General features: G+C 42.6%; 13 protein-coding genes. 9 read left to right on the forward strand and 4 right to left on the reverse strand.

Features of this window, described 5'->3' with window-relative positions; genetic code table 11:
- Positions 1–149 precede the first annotated feature (149 nt).
- Entirely contained in the window at positions 150–1175 is a 1026-nt protein-coding gene (locus F0231_RS11760; RefSeq protein WP_171759914.1) for an HD-GYP domain-containing protein, read from the forward strand.
- Positions 1168–6063, forward strand: coding sequence for a transporter substrate-binding domain-containing protein (locus tag F0231_RS11765; RefSeq protein WP_171759915.1), 4896 nt, complete (start codon positions 1168–1170; stop codon positions 6061–6063). The genes F0231_RS11760 and F0231_RS11765 overlap by 8 nt, the downstream gene beginning before the upstream one ends.
- Positions 6064–6174: 111 nt before the next feature.
- Here F0231_RS11765 and F0231_RS11770 read toward each other — a convergent pair whose 3' ends face one another.
- Positions 6175–6891 carry a response regulator gene (locus F0231_RS11770; RefSeq protein WP_253825781.1) on the reverse strand — a complete coding sequence of 239 codons (717 nt, stop codon included), beginning with the start codon at positions 6889–6891 and terminating at the stop codon, positions 6175–6177.
- A complete protein-coding gene (locus F0231_RS11775; RefSeq protein ID WP_171759916.1) occupies positions 6888–10169 on the reverse strand; it encodes a response regulator in 3282 nt (1093 codons plus the stop codon). Before F0231_RS11775 ends, F0231_RS11770 begins: the two co-directional genes overlap by 4 nt.
- A gap of 275 nt (positions 10170–10444) precedes the next feature.
- Here F0231_RS11775 and F0231_RS11780 point away from each other — a divergent pair, with 275 nt between their 5' ends.
- Positions 10445–11143: a tetratricopeptide repeat protein gene (locus F0231_RS11780; protein WP_171759917.1), complete on the forward strand. Its 699-nt coding sequence runs from the start codon at positions 10445–10447 to the stop codon at positions 11141–11143.
- Positions 11144–11166: 23 nt separating this feature from the next.
- Positions 11167–12777: a mechanosensitive ion channel family protein gene (locus F0231_RS11785; protein WP_253825782.1), complete on the forward strand. Its 1611-nt coding sequence runs from the start codon at positions 11167–11169 to the stop codon at positions 12775–12777.
- A gap of 38 nt (positions 12778–12815) precedes the next feature.
- On the opposite strand, the gene F0231_RS11790 is transcribed toward F0231_RS11785, so the two are convergent.
- A complete protein-coding gene (locus F0231_RS11790) occupies positions 12816–13244 on the reverse strand; it encodes a DUF3010 family protein (protein WP_171759918.1) in 429 nt (142 codons plus the stop codon).
- Between the two features lie 307 nt (positions 13245–13551).
- Here F0231_RS11790 and F0231_RS11795 point away from each other — a divergent pair, with 307 nt between their 5' ends.
- The 3 genes from F0231_RS11795 (at position 13552) to F0231_RS11805 (ending at position 15570) form a co-directional block, all read left to right on the forward strand.
- On the forward strand, positions 13552–14382 hold the full coding sequence (locus tag F0231_RS11795) for a DUF6279 family lipoprotein (protein WP_171759919.1): 831 nt from the start codon (positions 13552–13554) through the stop codon (positions 14380–14382).
- Positions 14383–14459: 77 nt separating this feature from the next.
- Positions 14460–15224, forward strand: a complete 765-nt coding sequence (locus tag F0231_RS11800) for a sulfite exporter TauE/SafE family protein (RefSeq protein ID WP_171759920.1) — start codon at positions 14460–14462, stop codon at positions 15222–15224.
- A 154-nt stretch (positions 15225–15378) separates the two neighbouring features.
- Complete coding sequence (locus F0231_RS11805) at positions 15379–15570, forward strand: hypothetical protein (RefSeq protein ID WP_171759921.1); 192 nt, start codon at positions 15379–15381, stop codon at positions 15568–15570.
- Here F0231_RS11805 and F0231_RS21135 read toward each other — a convergent pair.
- The gene (locus tag F0231_RS21135) at positions 15563–15688 is read right to left on the reverse strand and encodes a hypothetical protein (protein ID WP_301337907.1); all 126 of its coding nucleotides are present in this window, start codon (positions 15686–15688) and stop codon (positions 15563–15565) included. The genes F0231_RS11805 and F0231_RS21135 overlap by 8 nt on opposite strands.
- A gap of 488 nt (positions 15689–16176) precedes the next feature.
- Between F0231_RS21135 and F0231_RS11810 the strand changes: the two genes are divergently transcribed.
- Both F0231_RS11810 and F0231_RS11815 read left to right on the forward strand, forming a co-directional pair.
- Entirely contained in the window at positions 16177–17586 is a 1410-nt protein-coding gene (locus tag F0231_RS11810; RefSeq protein WP_171759922.1) for an undecaprenyl-phosphate glucose phosphotransferase, read from the forward strand.
- A gap of 17 nt (positions 17587–17603) precedes the next feature.
- On the forward strand, positions 17604–18182 hold the full coding sequence (locus F0231_RS11815) for a polysaccharide biosynthesis/export family protein (RefSeq protein ID WP_171759923.1): 579 nt from the start codon (positions 17604–17606) through the stop codon (positions 18180–18182).
- Positions 18183–18195 lie beyond the last annotated feature (13 nt).

Consider the following 18195-nt stretch of genomic DNA (forward strand, 5'->3'; position numbering starts at 1 on the left):
CCATTTAGCGCCAATAGCGTGTATTTAGATTGGATAAGACAATGACTTTGCTATCACTTTTGGAGTTAAATTGCCCGAAAAGTGGAGACTTGTCAGAACACATCTAAACTAAAAATAGCTGATATATCATTTGTTTGAATGAGGAATGCATGGATTCAAAACCAGTTGTTTTAATCGTAGATGATACCCCGAGTAACCTAGATGTACTGACGGGCATTCTAGGGGATAGTTACCAAATTAAGTTAGCGATTAATGGAAAACTCGCGATCAAGATTGCACAAATGGTGCCTCAGCCCGACATTATTCTGCTTGATATCATGATGCCAGAGCTAAATGGCTACGAAGTGTGTGAAATCTTAAAGTCCCAACCGAATACGGCGCATATTCCTATCATCTTTGTGACAGCCAAGATTGAGCCAAGCGATGAAGTCAAAGGCCTAGAGCTTGGCGCCGTCGACTACATCACCAAACCGATTACGCCTGCTATTGCGCTTCAGCGAGTAAAGACACACTTGGCGCTTTACGATCATCAGAGAACGCTTTATCAGAAAGTAAAAGAGCAGACCAAAGAGATAGCGCAGGGCAAGCTTGAAACCATCCACAGCTTGGGACGAGCGGCGGAATTCAAGGACAATGAAACTGGTATGCATGTCATGCGCATGAGCCACTATTGTCATGTGTTGGCGTTGGCAGCCGGTATGACTGAGCAAGATGCTGATACGTTAAGAGATGCCGCCCCGATGCACGATGTGGGTAAGATAGGTATTCCTGACAGTGTGCTTTTGAAGCCAGGTAAACTCGACAAAGAAGAATGGGCGACGATGCAAAAGCACGTTGACTATGGCGTTGAGATATTAGGCAGTTATGGTGACTCCAAGTTGATGAAAGTTGCCATTGAGGTCGCAAAGTACCATCACGAAAAGTGGAACGGCTCAGGTTATCCGAATGGAATTGCAGGTGAAGATATTCCGCTTGTTGGCCGAATCGCGGCGATTGCAGATGTGTTTGATGCACTGACTTCGGAGCGACCGTATAAACAAGCATGGAGTATCGATAAAACGTTAGGGTTGTTAAAAGAGGAAAGTGGGCAGCACTTCGATCCTCACTTAGTTGACCTGTTTCTCGCTAACCTAAAACAAATCCTTGAGATTAAAGAGCGTTTTAAAGATGAGTAGTGCCTTCATCCGAGTGTTTTTCGGTGTATTCGTTTGGGTTTGGCTAGCGTTGCCTGGCGCAGTGGGTGCGGCTGATTTAAGTGATTTGTCTACTCGCACTCAGCAATGGGCTGAGCAAAATCCAACCATTACCTATGTCGTATTCCGAAATCACTATCCCTATTCCTTTATCAATGACAGTGGCGAAGTGGATGGTGTGGTACGAAGTTTTACCGATGACTTCACAGAGCGCTATGGCATAGACGTGCAATTCAAAATCGTCACTTCGTATGCACAGGCAAAGCAGGCATTGAAAGATAAACAAGCGGATGTGTTTCCGTTTCAACATGCCATGCCGAACTCAGGGAGCGAGTGGTTTGTTACTCAGCCTTATTTTCCTTATCAAGCCGCTTTGATTATTCCTGAAAACAATTTCTTGAGTCACGCTGTGAGAGGCGATAGACCAAAAAAAGTGGCATACATTGAACAAAGTATGCAGCTACCACAAAACGGTTTTCAGAAGAAAGTGGCAGAGGGCTATCCCTATCCAACGGTCATTGATGCGTTAAGGGCTCTTGAAAAAGGCTACGTTGACGCAATTTGGTCTGAACCTGTTTCTACGTTAGAGCTTGCTCAACAGTCGGGCATTGAGGACCTGACGACACTCTATTTCCTTTCCGTATGGGAACAATTACAAGCTTCGATGCTGATTGAACGCTCGAAACCAGAATTGCTTGAGCTGCACAACCATCAATTCGATCACCTCTCAAGTGAGTGGAGAAATGATGTACGTTCGGTTTGGTTAGGTGAATCACCTTTTAGGCCAAAGTTAAAAGGGGTGTTTGGTTTTGGTAATCCACCTTATATGTACCCTGATAGCCCATCAGTTGGACTAGAGCATGGGATCATCCAATTGTTGGTAAACAGAATGGGGTATCAGCTTGGTGACGTTGTCACACTGCCGCCAACAGCAGCGAATAAAGCGCTAAAGGCGGATGACTCATTCTCTTTTGTATCAAGTATTTCAGATGTCGAAGACAATAGGCGCTTTCTCACAAAACCGATTATTGATATCGAATTTGTTCCAGTTACATTGAGTGGCAGAAATCTAAATATTGATAGTCAAACCGACCTCAAATTGGGCGCGCTTCTCTACGATGAAACGTCACCGAGTAAGCGCGCTTTAGAAGAGCTTATCACCAAGATTGATGTTGCTGAGGTAGTCGATGTCAACACACTGGAAACTGCGTTTTCACAGCTGCGAACATTAGATATCGATGTACTTTTGATTGAGCATCGGGTTTTAGAGTGGTTTTTAAGTAACACCGGTTACATAGAGAGCTCTCAACTCAAACTCCATACTGAGCATGCGATTAAGTCACCAATTCGAGCTGAGTTTAAAACTGAGCAGCTAAGAGATGATTTCAACGCTGCGCTAGACAGTGTTAGATCAAATGGCAATGAAATGGACGGCTTAATTGAACGTTACATCGAACAAGACCTCACTAAGACATTGACCAAAGCGGAGATTGTCGCTCAGGTGATGGCTTACTTTATTGTCAATGACCGAACAGACGATATTGAGAGTGTTCTTGAGCTGTTTGATAGCCAAACTTCATTTAAGCAGATCCATTTCGACTCAGACACTGCGGGCGAAACTCAACTAACTTGGTTATTAGATAAATCGATAGGGCGAAAAACGCTTTCGGATAAGTCGCGCTACGCTTCAGTCACTAAGAGTGCGTATTATGAAACGAAAGGGGGGCGAACGTATGTAGGTGAGGTCAACTTCCACTTCGACGTAAGGGACTTAGTCGAGAAGCATACTTACTTTCCGTCTGTAGAACAGTTCGCAATATTTGGTCCGAACGCTCGGCGGTATGTTGAAGAGCTTTACACGAATAAAAATCTGACTGGTGAAATTCTCAATTTAAGCAACTCCGAGAGGCAGTGGATCAAACAGCAACCAAGGCTGAGGGTAGGTGTGGATCCCAATGCAATGCCTTACGAAGCAATTAACGACAAGGGTGAGTATGTCGGGATTGTTGAAGATTACTTGGATCTGATTCGGGAAAAGACGGGCTTAAGCATTACCGCGGTTAGTGTAGAGAGTTGGGAAGAGACGATAAAACTGGCTGATCATGGAACCGTTGAGCTTATTTCTGCCGCAATCGAGAATGAAACGTTGGGTGAAAACTATCGAGTTGCTCGGGGATTGTTCTCCAGTCGGTTAGCGGTAGCCTCAAAACGAGATGTCCGGAGTTTGGTATTAGAAAATGCAACAGGTTGGAAAATAGGGATATTAAAAAATGGTGCTAATACCCCTGATATTACTCGACGCCACCCTAATGTAGACTGGGTTCAAATCAATTCGACCAAGGAGGGGCTGATTCAAGTCGAGGATGGCGATCTCGATGGCATGATTGATACGGTGCATGTCGTCAATTACCTGATTAACTCTGCTGGTTACTCCGATATTCGCATCGTTGGCAGATTGACTGAATCCGTAACTCCGAGCCTTCATGTCATCAAAACAGAGCCGTTATTGCTGTCTATCCTCAACAAAGCAATCTATTCAATTTCAGCTGAAGAGCATCAACAAATTGCCTCCAAATGGACCACGCCTAGGAATATTGAAACCATCGATTACAAGTTGGTTTACCTGATCTCAGGTTTCTCTTTGTTAATTATGGTGCTGATATTTGTCTGGAACCGTCAACTTAAACGACAAGTCGCCATTGCTAATCAAGCTACAGAGCAACTTGTTCAAGCAAGAAATGAGCTTTACGATATTCTCAATACTTCCCCGATTGCGGCGAGTGTTGTGATCGACGACCGAGTTGAGTACGTCAATGATACGGCGCGCCTTCTGTTTGTGCTTCAAGATGAAGATATGTCGAGTTTTGATGTTACTCGGATCTATGTGTCGTTGGACGATCGTGCTGAGGTCTTTAATACGCTCACTAAACAGAATTTTGTTGTTAACAAAGAATTGAAGCTATTGAAGTCCACAGGGGAGCCTTTTACCGCTCTAGTGAGTTACTACAAGCTCGTCGTTGAAGGAAAGCCTGCTACCCTGTTTTGGGCGTTCGACATTTCAGAGATGAAGTCTTTGAATGATCAACTTGAGCTTGAAAAAGATAGGGCAGATGCTGCCAGCCAAGCCAAATCAGAATTCCTAGCTAACATGAGTCACGAGATACGTACACCGATGAATGCGATTATTGGTTTGTCTCACCTTGCTATTGGCGAGATAGCCAATCCGATAGCTAAGAACTATGTCGAAAAGGTGCATCGTTCTGCTCAGTCTCTACTCAATATCATCAACGATATTCTCGACTTCTCAAAGATTGAAGCGGGCCAGCTTGGATTAGAGTCGATTCCTTTTGATATGTCTGAGACATTAGCTGAAGTGATTGAACTGATGCAGGTAAAGGCCGATGAGAAGGCTTTGGAACTCAAAGTGGTGTTAGATTCTGGCCTGAGTACGCCCGTTGTCGGAGATTCGCTGAGACTGTTTCAAATAGTGCTTAATTTGGTCGGTAATGCGGTGAAATTTACACCTCAAGGTTATGTCGAGTTAAAGGCTAAATTGATCTCCCAATCTGACTCTGAAATGTCAGTTTTAATTGCTGTGACTGATTCAGGGATCGGAATCTCAAAACAAAACATTGACGCTTTGTTTGAAGCGTTCAGCCAAGCCGATAGCACCACGACGCGCAAGTTTGGAGGAACTGGGTTGGGGTTGAATATCAGCCAGAAGCTTGTATCCGCGATGGGAGGTCACATTACCGTCACCAGCGAGTTAGAGCGCGGAAGCTGTTTTTCGTTTGAATTAACGCTGCCCAGATCAAGCGCGCAAGAGGTTAAGGCACTTAAAGCGCAAAGTGCACCGCGAGAAGAGCAGGTGATGTTTGCAGGCGAGAAGGTTCTACTGGTTGAAGATAATGAGCTCAACCAAGACTTGGCATTGGCGTTACTTTCCAAGCTTAATCTTAACGCAGATATCGCTAATGATGGCCTCGAAGCATTGGAGCAAGTAAAAGCACATCAATATGCGCTTATTCTAATGGATCTACAGATGCCTAATCTGGATGGATTTGAGGCAACAAAACAGATCAGGACGAGCGGCAATGAAACACCAATTATTGCGATGTCAGCCAATGTATTCTCGGAAGTCAAACAAAAGACATTTGAAGCGGGTATGAATGGGTTCATTGAAAAACCGATACTGTTCGAGCAGTTTGTTATCAAGTTATCTGAGTTTATTGAGCCGCAACGTGAACCGCCAAGCGCTTTGCTTAGCGGTAGCAATAAAATGGAAGGTGCAGAGCAGATTCCTGAGGTAAATCAGTCGCTGGCAGTCTTTTCACAAACGTCGTTAGATCTGTTTACTCAGGGAGACATTCATTTACAGCAAAAATTGTTGAGTAAATTTACCCACCAAGCTCCAGCACTCTTTACAGAGGCCCTTCAACAGCACGAAGAAAATGACTTTGCATCATTAGAAAGAACTCTTCACACCTTAAAAGGTATTTCTGGTTCTATCGGTGGTGAGCAGTTAGCAAACGTGATGAAGAAATTGGAACAACAAGCAAAAGAGCTGATCGTTCAAAGATCAGAGCTTGAAGATGCGCAGGTGCATTTGAATGACCTGATTGCTCATGTTAAGCCACTCTTAAACGAAGAAGAGACTAATTCGTCACCTAGCGGAGGTTCAATCCTTCAATCAGACTGGGAGAGTATCAAGGTTAAGATTGAATCGTTTGATGGAGAAGCAATTAAGGTGGTGAATGACCTTAACTCTAATCAACCCTATATCGGTATGTTGAACAATGTGGCGCTTGCTTTAGAAAAATATGACTTTGAACTTGCGTTAGAGGAGCTTGAAAAGGTCGAAAAGGAATAAGGTCTAGGAGCCTTTATAACTAGGAAGCGGTATCGGCAGGTTTGTTTAAATGAGGGGGGGGCCTAGTTATCTGCGTGTACGGGCTAAGTCTATCCAAATCACAAGAGGTAATTAGCACACTATCTGAGTTTCATCGATACGAACAGACATTGGGCAAATCTCAATCACCCCGCTGAGCTCGTACAGTCTTCTAAGCAACTTCTCATTTATTTTTGTTCCCGCTTCCAACAAGCATCCGCCGGTTTTTGCTCGAATACTGTCGATAATGATCATGTTCTCCCTGAGTTCAGAGAGTTTCGTGATCTGCTCAACATGCGATGACACTTCTTTGATACGAGGAGCATTGCTCTCTACTGGTGTTTCTTGAGAGGGTAAGTGAACCTCCGTATCAACCTTTCGGTAAAGATGTTCTTGATAGAGTTGTTTGGGTTCTAAAATAGCATTTTTTATCTGAACCTTAGTGTTTTGAACCGTGACGGGTTTCACCAGAAAAGCGTCAACTTCTAACGTCATACATGCAGCAATCGTAGCGGTATCAGACAGGGTCGTGACGGCTATGATACTGGTCAATTTCGTAGTTTGGGTTAGACCTTCTCGTATCTGTTTTATGAGCTCTAAGCCATTGACCATAGGCATGTTGATGTCAGTAATGACCAAATCAATTGAGTGATGGTTTAGCTTCTCGATGGCTTCAAGCCCATCTTTCGCACATAGGATATTTTCAAACCCAGCTCTGACCAACATGTTCAGTAGAGCTTTACGGGAAAATTGGTGGTCTTCAACGACCAAAATTGTATATTTACTTGGGGAAAATTGAGTCATAGTCATAGTGATAGTTCCGTGTCTTCTATGATTGAGCTTTTAACTAAATACACTTTTATTCTTTCCGCTTCCTTACGGCTTTGATTAAGTTTATCAGTAAGAGAGCGCCAATCTTTGGTCGTCGCAGTGTTCTGGATGAACTCAAAAGTCTTTGCGAGATCATTCGCGCCTGCGGAACGAGCCGCCCCTTTTGCTGCGTGAGCGACTTGTTGAAGCGATAGCTCGTCTTTTTGGATCAACGCTTCTTCGGCAAGGTGAAGATCTTCCGTGACCGAGTCCCAATAACCTTCTAACAGAGGAGAAATAACCTCGGGTTCAGTCGTACCTAAAATATCTCGTAAACTATTTAGGCAGATGGGACTGTTACTTGCGCTAGTCGAGATATCTTGAAAATCGTCACTGACTTTACTTGAGTTGATACTCACCAAAGGGGCGAGTGTCATCCATTTTTCAATGGTGCTGTTCAGCGTTTTAAGTTCGACAGGTTTTGTCAGGTAATCATCCATCCCTGAGATCATACATTGCTCCGAAGCTTCCACCATTGCGTTGGCCGTTATGGCCACGATAGGGATATGACCACGATTTCTGTCTTGTTGCTCTAACTGGCGTATTTGTTTGGTGAGCTCGTATCCATCCATTATTGGCATATGGCAGTCGGTAAGAATCAAATCAAAGTGACGTTTCTTAATTATTTGAAGCGCTTCTTGGCCGTGAGATGCAAGCTCGCTCTGGTAGCCTAAGTACGAGAGCTGCCGTTGTAGTACATCTCTGTTTGTAGCTTGGTCGTCAACAACCAGTATGAGTCCTTCTTTCTCCTCATGACTTTTTAGAGCGGGTGTATCGACTTGTTGATGTGAAATATCAGGGCTAATCAACCCTTTAATCGCTGCGATAGCATGAGTTAATTCGCTTGGTTTGAATGGGCTACAATTCATGACATATAGGCTTGGCATGATGAATCCAGTTTTTCCACCAGCAAGAGATGAAAACAGGATGCACTTGAAACTGGATAGAAAGCGATGCTCAGAGTCTGACAATCTGTTTTGTGTCATCGTGTCATAGAGATCGGGGCCAATAAGAAGGACGTCGATTCGTATATCGGAATCTTTAGCGTGTTTGAGCACTTTTATCGCGCGAGGCAGGCTAGATACGGTATGGAGCTTACAGTCATAGTTGGACAGATTAATATCACAAAAGGTATTCACATTTTGGTTATTGGTTACCATTAAAATACGTGTGCCAGAAAGGTGCTCTTTCGTAACATCCTCAGGGGTCGATTCTACTTCTATAAACGGTATTTCAAGAGAAAATCGGCTGCTAACGCCAAATTCGCTCTCTACATGGATGCTCCCCCCCATAAGCTCGAGCAAGGACTGTGTAATCGAAAGACCAAGCCCTGTTCCCCCGTAAAGGCGTGTTGTGCTTGTATCAGCTTGAGTAAAGGCTTTAAATAGTTTGCTCAACTGCTCTTTGGTCATACCGATGCCGTTGTCTTCGACGATAAGGTCAATACAAGGTGCGATGCCGTTGGTACCTAAAGAGGCTGATACCCAAATTTTGCCCTGTATTTCGTCTGTGCTATCGGTGAATTTGACGGCATTACCAATCAAGTTGAGCATGATTTGACTCAATCTTACGCTGTCGCTCATGATGACTTTCGGCAAATCAGCGTCATAGGTTAAGTACATTTCTATGCCTTTGTTGCTGGCCTGAAGGTGCAGCACATCTAACGAACGCTCTAGTAAGGTCTGCAGTTCGACAGGGACACTTTCTAATGACATTTGACCCGCTTCAATTTTGGAGAAATCAAGGATGTCGTTAATAATATGAAGAAGTGTTAGGGCCGAGTCTTTGATGGTGCCGACCATTGTTCGCTGCTCGGTTTCTAAACTGGTTTCGCTCAGTAGGCTTAGCATTCCCACAACCCCGTTCATTGGGGTACGAATTTCGTGGCTCATGTTAGCCAAGAACATTGACTTTGCTTCGTTCGCCGCTTGTGCGATTTCGCTTTCTGCTCGAAGTGAGGCTTGAGCATTCTTTTCTTTAGTGATGTCTATATTGACTCCCCCCATGCCAATTGGGGTAGTGTTATCTTGGTCAAAAATGACGTCTGCGGCGGCTTTTATCCAACGTATTTCGCCGTCAGGCATCTGGATACGAAATTCAGCGATAAATTGGGACAAGGTCTCTTTGGCATGCAGTAGAGCCTCTTCTGCGTGTGACACGTCATGGGGGTGAACGCGTTCTTGCCACATTGTGTAGTTATTTTCGGACTCCCCGGGGTCAACGCCATAGATCTCGTACATACGTTCGTCCCAAGATAACTCATTGGATTCGAAGTCCCAGCTCCAAATACCAATACCGCCAGCTTGTGTGGCTAAGTTGAAGTTCCTGAGGACTTCTTCAAGTTCACTGCGGTTTCGTTGCAGCTCCATCTTTGCCACATGTTCTGAGCTGCGGTCATGAAGGGTGATCACAATGTACTTACGATTCTTAATTGAAATATAGCGAGTCGCTCCTGATAACAAAATGACATATCCATTGACCTGTATAGACAGGGCATCCTCTAAGGATACCTCTTGATACATAGGAACTTTGTCGAGCTGGTTTTGAATCTGGTTGGGCTTTAAATCGGTAAGAACATTTTCAATATCCAACCCTAATAGTTCTGTACGAGGTTGATCAAATAGAGCGAGTGCCGAGTCATTTGCGTCCAATACTTGATTGTTTTCGTTGAGTAAGATCATCGCATCCATTGCTTGATCGAACATCACACCAATTTGAAGCTCATGTTCATTGATTCTCTGATGCTGAGTAGAAACCAGTTTCTTGAGTTGACGATTGTTCTCTCTAAGCGCGAGCTTGGCTTTATGAATATCAGTGACGTCCGATTGAGTCAGGACATAGTAATTTAGGCTACCGTCATCACGTAGCATAGGTTCAATACGTAGATTCACCCACCGATTGGCACTGAGTTGATTCAAGTGAAAGGTGTGATTTGACGACGAAAGTTCCTTAAGTGCCACGCTTAGGTTTCGTGCATCATTGCTGTTGATGATATTGCTGAAAAAGCGAAAAACCTTTTGTCCAATAATCTCTCCGTGCGCACAGCTGTGAAAGGCCAAAAAAGCGGGATTTGCGTAGAAAATGGAGTTGGAATCGGCCTGTGCATCACAAATGATGATGCCTTCAGGAAGGACATCAAGAACACTCTTTTTGATCTGAGTGTCTGCGGCTGTTACATCAGCTCGCCTGGAAAGCAACGAGCGAAAGGGGTTTTTCATATCACGCCAACCTTATTGGATTCCATTTCAATGAAGTTGATTTTTATTATGTGTTCTATTTCATAAGATAGTAGAAGGTGCGAGGTTGAGCAATTTAGTCATTAGGACTTTTTACTTAAGTTAGAGCATTAATCCTATATTGATCCGTAAAAGGAGTGAGAGTTAACTTCACGCTAACAAAGTAAGTAATAGGTCAGAGTGTTTTGGGTGGCGTGAAATGGTAAATCGTACAGTAAGAGGAAATCTATTCTAGTCGCAAATAATTTGGAGTGAATATGAATAAACGAACTCTTTTGATTGGATTTTTCTCTTTGTTCGCGGTTTTTGTTACCAATGCAAACCAACAACCAAGCAGTAGGGCTGAGCTAACACATGAAACAACTTATGATGCCATCATGAATGCTGCGGAAGCGGGATCGGCGCATGCGCAAGTCAAGCTCGGTCTGATGTATGAGCAGGGGGAACACGTTGAGAAAAGCTTTGATGAAGCCGAAATGTGGTTTCGTTTAGCTGCAAATCAGGATCACCCTCAAGGCGAATATAATCTTGCTTTGTTCTATATTGATGGAGTCAGTGTTCAGCAAGACGCGTCTATCGCCTTGTATTGGCTAGAGAGAGCGGCAAATCGTGGTTACATGCCAGCGATTTTGCATTTGGCTAATTATCAGCAGGTAAACTCGTTGTTAGATGAAGATGAGCCCAATTGGATAAGAGTGGCAGCTGAGCGAGGAGATCCTCTTTCTCAACTGGACCTAGCAAAACATCATTTAAAAATGAGTATGTCGGTGACAGACATTGCTCAAGCGGAATTTTGGCTAACGAATGCAGCAGAGCATGGCCTATTAGAAGCTCAATTATTGCTCGTCGAATTGTACACTTTAGCTAAATATCAACTTGTTGATGAAGAAAAAGCGAATTTTTGGAAGCACGTCGCGATGCATACCGAATTGGAACGCTATCCTGAGAATAACTAGATATGGAAGTCAGAGGTGAGTAAATGAGTAGATTACCTAACGTGATGAAGGCACTGTTTCTTTTTGCCTTTATCTCGTTCTCTATTGTGGCGAATGCAAAAACATTGGTTGAGATTCAGAGTGGCCTAAACTCAAATTTCACCGAGCTAGCGCAAGCCCATGAAAGTGAACAAGCATTTTTAGAAGATGTTTTAAGAAGAAAGAACGAACGCTTTCGTGAGCTGTTAACTGAAAAGCTTCAAGATGGTTCATTATCGGAAGGTGCGGATGCGTTATTGCTAGAGCAGATAGAATTATTGCGCGGTTTGCTGTCGATGAGTGAAACCGCCATCGATAAACTGGCGAAAGAATCCCGCTCAGCAAGCGCAGAAGATAAATTACATCTCGACCTTAAAGTGCAGCGTCGAATTGCGATTATGGACACCTATTACGGACAGCTTGAAGCAACACTTCAACAAGCAGAGCAGCGAGCTATTGATGTTTCATCCGTCCGTGATGAGTTCAAAACTGCGCTGAAAACGCGAGTTGAGTTTCTCTCCAACGCGATCTTATATGTGGATACTCAAAAGCGAGAAACAGAAGCACGTTTGGGTTACGTGAGTGAAGCTGAGAAAGCGACCTTAACTCAAGAAGTGATTCGTTACAGCGAACGTATCGCGATGATGGTGGTGAGCTTTGAATCTGGGATTGCTCTCATGGACTCGATGGGGCTTGATGTCACAGACTACAAGCAGATTCTATTGACGATTACGGGTGATATCAACGCGGACGTTCTTGATATCGGCGTTGCTTACGGCCTTCTTGAAGAGTGGATGATTTCGTTTAAAGAGTGGGCGTTTGAGAATACTCCTTCGATTGTGGTTAAGCTTGCGTTGTTTCTGGCGATTCTTTATCTGACGCGTAAGCTTGCTAGGATTGTATCGACGGCGGTTGGTAAAAGTGTTAAGCACTCCAAAATGGATTTTAGTGTCTTAATGCAAGAGTTCTTTGTTTCGATTGCCTCTAAAGCCGTCATCTTTGTAGGCCTACTAGTGGCATTGTCTCAGGTTGGTATTGAACTTGGACCGCTATTGACTGGTTTCGGTGTTGCGGGTGTTATCATCGGTTTCGCATTGCAAGATACGTTATCTAACTTCGCTTCTGGTTTGATGATCTTGATTTATCGTCCATACGATGTTGGCGACATGGTTAAGGTTGCAGGCATCCAAGGCACAGTAAAAAACATGAGCTTAGTGTCTACCACGGTACAAACCATTGATAACCAGAGATTAATCATTCCAAATAATAAAATTTGGGGAGATGTGATCAACAATATTACCGTCGAGACCGTGCGTCGTGTCGATATGGTGTTTGGAATTGGCTACGCTGATGATATCGATAAAGCGAAAACCGTGTTTATGGATATCCTGACGGCTGATGAACGTGTGCTTAAATCACCAGAGCCTATGGTTAAGCTCCATACGTTAAATGAATCATCAGTCGACTTTGTTGTCCGCCCGTGGGTTAAAACGGATGATTACTGGGATGTCTATTGGGATGTGACAGAACGAGTGAAAAAACGTCTTGATGAAGAAGGAATCACCATTCCTTTCCCACAACGAGATGTGCATATTTACAATCATTCGGAAGATTAATCATAAAAAAGCCCAAGTGTTTAACTTGGGCTTTTTCGTTAACCTCGCATCATTGCGCAAGCATAAGCGGTTGTGAATGCTTGCTCTTGATATTGCTTTAACCCGGTCTCTTTGAAACCAATTGCTAGTGGGTTTTTCTTCAGGCTCTCTTTGATTTGAGTTGGTGAAACAACTTCTACGTTCAAACTTTCAATCAGTTGAATCGCCGCTTCTAACTTAAAGCCAACAGCGCCGCCTGCGAACTTACCTTTAGTTTGGCGTTGACGAATAACCACTTTTTCAATCTTGTAATCTTCAACTAGTTTTGCAAAAGAGAATTGAAATTTTCTCACCTCTTGGGTGTCATTCGCGTTAGCAATTGAGATCTTTGCTACACGGCAATCTGGAAGGTGAACGACACTATCTTCATGTGAAAGAAGACAGATAACTGCATCGTTGCCTTTAAGTTCTACACCACAAATTTTCATAATTGTACCTAGTTTAAGTTTTGTCGGTCATTATACTCAGTCGCTAGCCGTTGGCGACCGATTGTTTACAACTCTCGAGAATAATTAGTGTTTATGGAGAGGTAAGCCTTTGCCTCTTCTGGCAATGGTTGAACTATATTTACCTATGGTAATAAACAAAACAGCTCTAAGTTCTTTGTCTATCAAAGCTTTGTATATTGAGCTCAGAATTGGCATCAAAAATGCTCAATATTTGATAACTAGTTTGATCGAACTAGCTTGAACGAGAATGTATCAGCGCAGTGGCTTTTTAGGGAAGAGAAGTGTTGTGAAAAAACTAGGAACTTTGCTCATTATTTGTAGTGCGTTAGTAGGGTGTAGCTCTAAGTTCGTGTACAACAATATGGACTGGCTTCTAATTGAATATCTTGAGGATTACGTCGAGCTCAATGACGCTCAAGAAGAGGTTGTGGAGCAAAAAATTGCGTTGTTGAGTGAGTGGCATCGGAGCGAGGAGATACCTAACTATATCGATCATCTAGATGAACTCATGCAAATCAACCCGAATACGCTTACTTTAGAGCAGCTGGAAGAACAACAAGCAAAATTCCAACAGCACTCAGAGCGTTTGGTGGCGAGAATAGCCCCGGAATTGTATGAGATAGCTCAAGAGTTATCTGATGAACAAGTAGAAGAGTTGATGGACAACATTCGTGTTCGCCACACCAAGTATAAGAACAAATATCAGCCTTTGACCGAGACTGAAACACGACATGTGTACCAAGAAAGGATAGAAGACAACTTAGATACTTGGCTTGGAGAAGTTAACGCATCACAAAAGCGATTGATAGAGCAATGGACTCAAGAAATGTATGTGACTTCGGGTGATTGGGTTAACTATCAGACCAATATGCGTATTGAAGTGAACACACTACTCAATGATAGACATGATTTAATTCGGTTTAAGCCTGAATTTGACAACTTGATGTTTAATCCAAGAAGCCTTTACACCAACCAACTTGAGAACAAGCTTAATCACAATAGAAATGTTGCGAATAACTACTTAATCAAAATCATCAACTCGATGACTGAGGAGCAAACCGAGCACTATCGAGCGGAGTTGCAAGATTGGAAAGAGCTTGCGATTGCTGTCCAGTAATTTGAACCCTGTCTATTTTATCTGATTGATACACACGTTAGAGTAAAAAGAACGTTTATTAATCGTTTTGGTGAAAAATGGAATGGATTCTGTTGTTTGCAGCGGGTGTGCTCGGTGGTGTTTTAAATAGTATTGCTGGGGGAGGGAGCTTCATTACCTTTCCTGCTTTGATTTTTGTTGGCGTCCCACCTGTTATCGCGAATGCAACTAATACGTTTGCTTCATGTGCTGGTTACATGAGTGGTGCTTACGGATTTCGCAATGAAATATCTGAGCTCAAGTCTTCAATCAAATCGACCATCTTCTACAGCCTTATCGGCGGCGCTATTGGTGCATATCTACTGCTAAACGTATCAGAAACTCAGTTTTTGGTTGCGATTCCTTGGCTATTGTTTTTTGCCACTCTGTTATTCTTATTTGGAGCAAAAATCAGTGCCAAATTAACCGCCATATCCGAAGGAACTTCGAGACGAACAACGTTCGCGACGATCTCGGTGACGTTACTGCTTGTCTTTGTATCAGCGTACGGCGGGTTCTTTAATGCAGGATTAGGCGTCATCGTTCTTAGCTACTTGGTTGTTGCTGGCTATACAGATATAAATCAAATGAATGGGGTTAAACTTCTCATTTCATCTTGTGTGTCAATCATTGCGATTTTCATTTTCGTCCTTGATGGAGCCATTGATTGGTATCGAGGAATCGCCGTTATGCTTGGCTCTCTAGCTGGCGGATACATCGCAGCACGTGTTTCACGCCAGGTTGAGCAAAGGTACGTAAAAGGTTTTGTCGCTCTCTCTAGTCTATTCATGACTCTCTACTTCTTTGTTGATGTTTATGCTTGATTTGTGTGTTTTTTAGTCATGCATAAATCACAGTTGTATCTATTTTGAGAGGGATTTAGCTTAATTTAGAACTTTGACAGGCATAATGAAATGGTCATAAACAAATGTGGTTTGGATGGGGTTTATGACTCGATTCAATGTGTTAGGAGGAGTTATGAATAGAAAACTAGGCAGAGTGATGTCAAGTAGCCGTATGATTACCTTCATTGCATTCTTAGCAGCGACGTTTGCATGGATTTTGGAGATGCCAGCACTGTTTACCGTCTCTCTAATCGCACTTGTTGCTAGTGCGTTGTTGTTTCTAAACGATCGTTTCAACTCTAACAACGGCAAAAGACCTACATAGTGAATAACGGCGTTGTGTCACCGATCAGAGTTTGCGGCTTCTCTAGATGTTCTGGAGAGGCCTTGTTGTCTCGTTTCCCTCCAGGTGCTTCTAAAAGGTGCATGAGCCAGCCTCGCATGGTGTGCCTCGCCATAATAGTTTGCTGATAACATAGCTCATTTAATATACCCTCATGAAATAACATATTTCTTATATTCATATATCTTTAAGTTTTGTAGTTTTAAATTTCATTTCATGTCAATAAATAAAATTAAAAAATATTATTTAAGCTTAAGATTGTCTCAAAGTTAATAATCAGCAATCTAGTTTCTTAAATTAGAGACTAAGGTTTTAGTTGAATGTTTCTTGTCTTCTCATCTTGGTTTTTGCGATCGTCATATCACTGCATAGTGAAAGTAATAATAGTTTTATAAAATAACTTTATTGTTTTTCTAGGCGTGTTAAATCTTATTTTGTTTATCAAAAATGAGACTTTACTTTCCACTCGGTTATATTTAAAAATGAGACTGTCTTCTCTAGAAAATGAGACGGCTTTTTTATTGTCTGAAATGTAAATTAACCAAGTCTTATCTAACGTAAAAGATAGGGATATAAGCGTAGCTAAATATGGACATAACAACGTACAGTAAGGTTAAATTTGGGGAAGAAGAGTCAAGTGCGCTCTATCGAATTGTCGATGGAGTGGTAATTATTGCATCTCTAATCTTAATCTCCTTAATATATTTGGGGACAATATCAAAAGTTTATATAGTGTCAGGTTTTTTGTCTGCTCTACTATTTGTGTTCTTTGCTGAGCAATCTGGTCTCTACAGATATAATGGAGTATTTGCCCAAAGACATGAACTAAAGAATATTCTTGGGGTTTGGATGCAAACTTTGCTCGTGTTGCTACTGTTTGCCTTCTTTACGAAATGGACAGAAATACACTCGCGCGTTGTTGTTACCGCTTGGATGGTGGCTACGCCTTTAACTCTTATTACATGCCGATTAGCGGGCAACCAAATGCTTCGCTCTCATTACAAAAAATATCAATATAAGCAGAAAGCTATTATCGTTGGTGTTTCTAACGCAGGTATTAGATTAGCGAAGGATATGATGGCAGATAAGTCGTCAAATCTTGAGTTCGTTGGTTTTTATGATGATAGAGAGCCGAAACGTCTACCTGCTGAAGGCTTAATTAAACCGATTCTTGGTTCGATATCTGATTCGGTCAACAAAGCAAAGAACCGAGAAGTTAGGCATGTCTACGTAGCGCTGCCGATGGGTGAAGTAAAGCGCGTAAAAGATGTCGTAAACATGTTCTCAGACACCACTGCACGCGTCTACTTAATCCCTGACATCTACACTTACGAGCTCATGCAAGCTCGTTGGAGAACAATCGGAAATAGCCCAACAATCAGCGTTCAAGACACCCCGTTTTACGGTCTTGCAAGTGTTGTTAAACGAATGGAAGACATTGTTTTGGGGGCGCTCATCACTTTGATGATAAGCCCAGTCTTATTGTTCGTCGCGATTGGTGTGAAGCTCTCTAGCCCTGGTCCAATTATCTTCAAGCAGCTCAGGTATGGTTTAGATGGTCAAGCAATTGAGGTCTGGAAGTTTCGCTCTATGAGGGCTACTGATAATGGCCCTGTTGTTAAGCAAGCAACGAAAAATGATCCTCGAGTGACAGAGTTTGGTGCATTTATCAGAAGAACCTCGCTAGATGAATTACCTCAATTTATTAATGTTATTCAAGGGCGAATGTCTATTGTCGGCCCAAGACCACACGCGGTAGCGCATAACGAAGAGTATAGAACGATCGTTGATAAATACATGTTAAGACACAAAGTGAAACCTGGTATTACAGGTCTAGCTCAGGTCAACGGCTATCGAGGCGAAACAGACACACTAGATAAAATGGAAAAACGCGTCGAGTACGATCTCAGATATATACAAAACTGGAGTTTAATGCTCGATATTAAAGTGATTTTTCTAACCATATTTAAAGGTTTTGTCGGCAAGACAGCTTACTAATAATAGAAAGGAATCTTGTGAGTAATATTATTAAGTTAATACTGCTGGTTATTTCAGCGGTAGGGAATTCTTACGCTTATTCCAAAGGAAATAGCATAGGTGATTACGTCGTATCACCCGGTGATGTAATTAATATTACCGTTTACGGTGAAAGTGATTTATCGATCGAAAAATTGCACGTAGATACGCGAGAAGTCATCGAATTTCCTTATTTAGGTGATCTGTCAACGCGTAAGAGAACTCTTAATGAAATACAGCGAGAGATTACCTCAGGACTAAAAGGGTCTGTATTGATAAACCCGAAAGTTGCCGTAACGATTGAACGATACCGAAATATCTATGTGAACGGAGTCGTAAATCGTCCTGGTGCTTTTGAGTGGCAACCTGGATTAACGGTTGAAAAAGCGGTGTCTTTAGCTGGTGGCTTTACTGCGAGATACAAAAAAACGCGTGATATCTACCTGACAAGAGAGAACGACTTAAAAGGGCTTAAAGGAAATGAACTAGAAACGTTTCTGAAAGATCAAGAAGAGGTATCTCTTACAGAGTCCGTTGGCCCTGGTGACACGATTTATGTTGTCAGTTCATTGTTTTAAGAAAGTAGAGATA

This window comes from Vibrio sp. RE86 (assembly GCF_013114545.1).
Taxonomy (GTDB): domain Bacteria; phylum Pseudomonadota; class Gammaproteobacteria; order Enterobacterales; family Vibrionaceae; genus Vibrio.

Bases quoted from the DNA above. Each gene is read 5' to 3' on its own strand.
- F0231_RS11760 (WP_171759914.1), top strand. From the start codon at position 150: ATGGATTCAAAACCAGTTGTTTTAATCGTAGATGATACCCCGAGTAAC.
- F0231_RS11765 (WP_171759915.1), top strand. From the start codon at position 1,168: ATGAGTAGTGCCTTCATCCGAGTGTTTTTCGGTGTATTCGTTTGGGTT.
- F0231_RS11770 (WP_253825781.1), bottom strand. From the start codon at position 6,891: ATGACTATGACTCAATTTTCCCCAAGTAAATATACAATTTTGGTCGTT.
- F0231_RS11775 (WP_171759916.1), bottom strand. From the start codon at position 10,169: ATGAAAAACCCCTTTCGCTCGTTGCTTTCCAGGCGAGCTGATGTAACA.
- F0231_RS11780 (WP_171759917.1), top strand. From the start codon at position 10,445: ATGAATAAACGAACTCTTTTGATTGGATTTTTCTCTTTGTTCGCGGTT.
- F0231_RS11785 (WP_253825782.1), top strand. From the start codon at position 11,167: ATGAGTAGATTACCTAACGTGATGAAGGCACTGTTTCTTTTTGCCTTT.
- F0231_RS11790 (WP_171759918.1), bottom strand. From the start codon at position 13,244: ATGAAAATTTGTGGTGTAGAACTTAAAGGCAACGATGCAGTTATCTGT.
- F0231_RS11800 (WP_171759920.1), top strand. From the start codon at position 14,460: ATGGAATGGATTCTGTTGTTTGCAGCGGGTGTGCTCGGTGGTGTTTTA.
- F0231_RS11805 (WP_171759921.1), top strand. From the start codon at position 15,379: ATGAATAGAAAACTAGGCAGAGTGATGTCAAGTAGCCGTATGATTACC.
- F0231_RS21135 (WP_301337907.1), bottom strand. From the start codon at position 15,688: ATGCGAGGCTGGCTCATGCACCTTTTAGAAGCACCTGGAGGGAAACGA.
- F0231_RS11810 (WP_171759922.1), top strand. From the start codon at position 16,177: ATGGACATAACAACGTACAGTAAGGTTAAATTTGGGGAAGAAGAGTCA.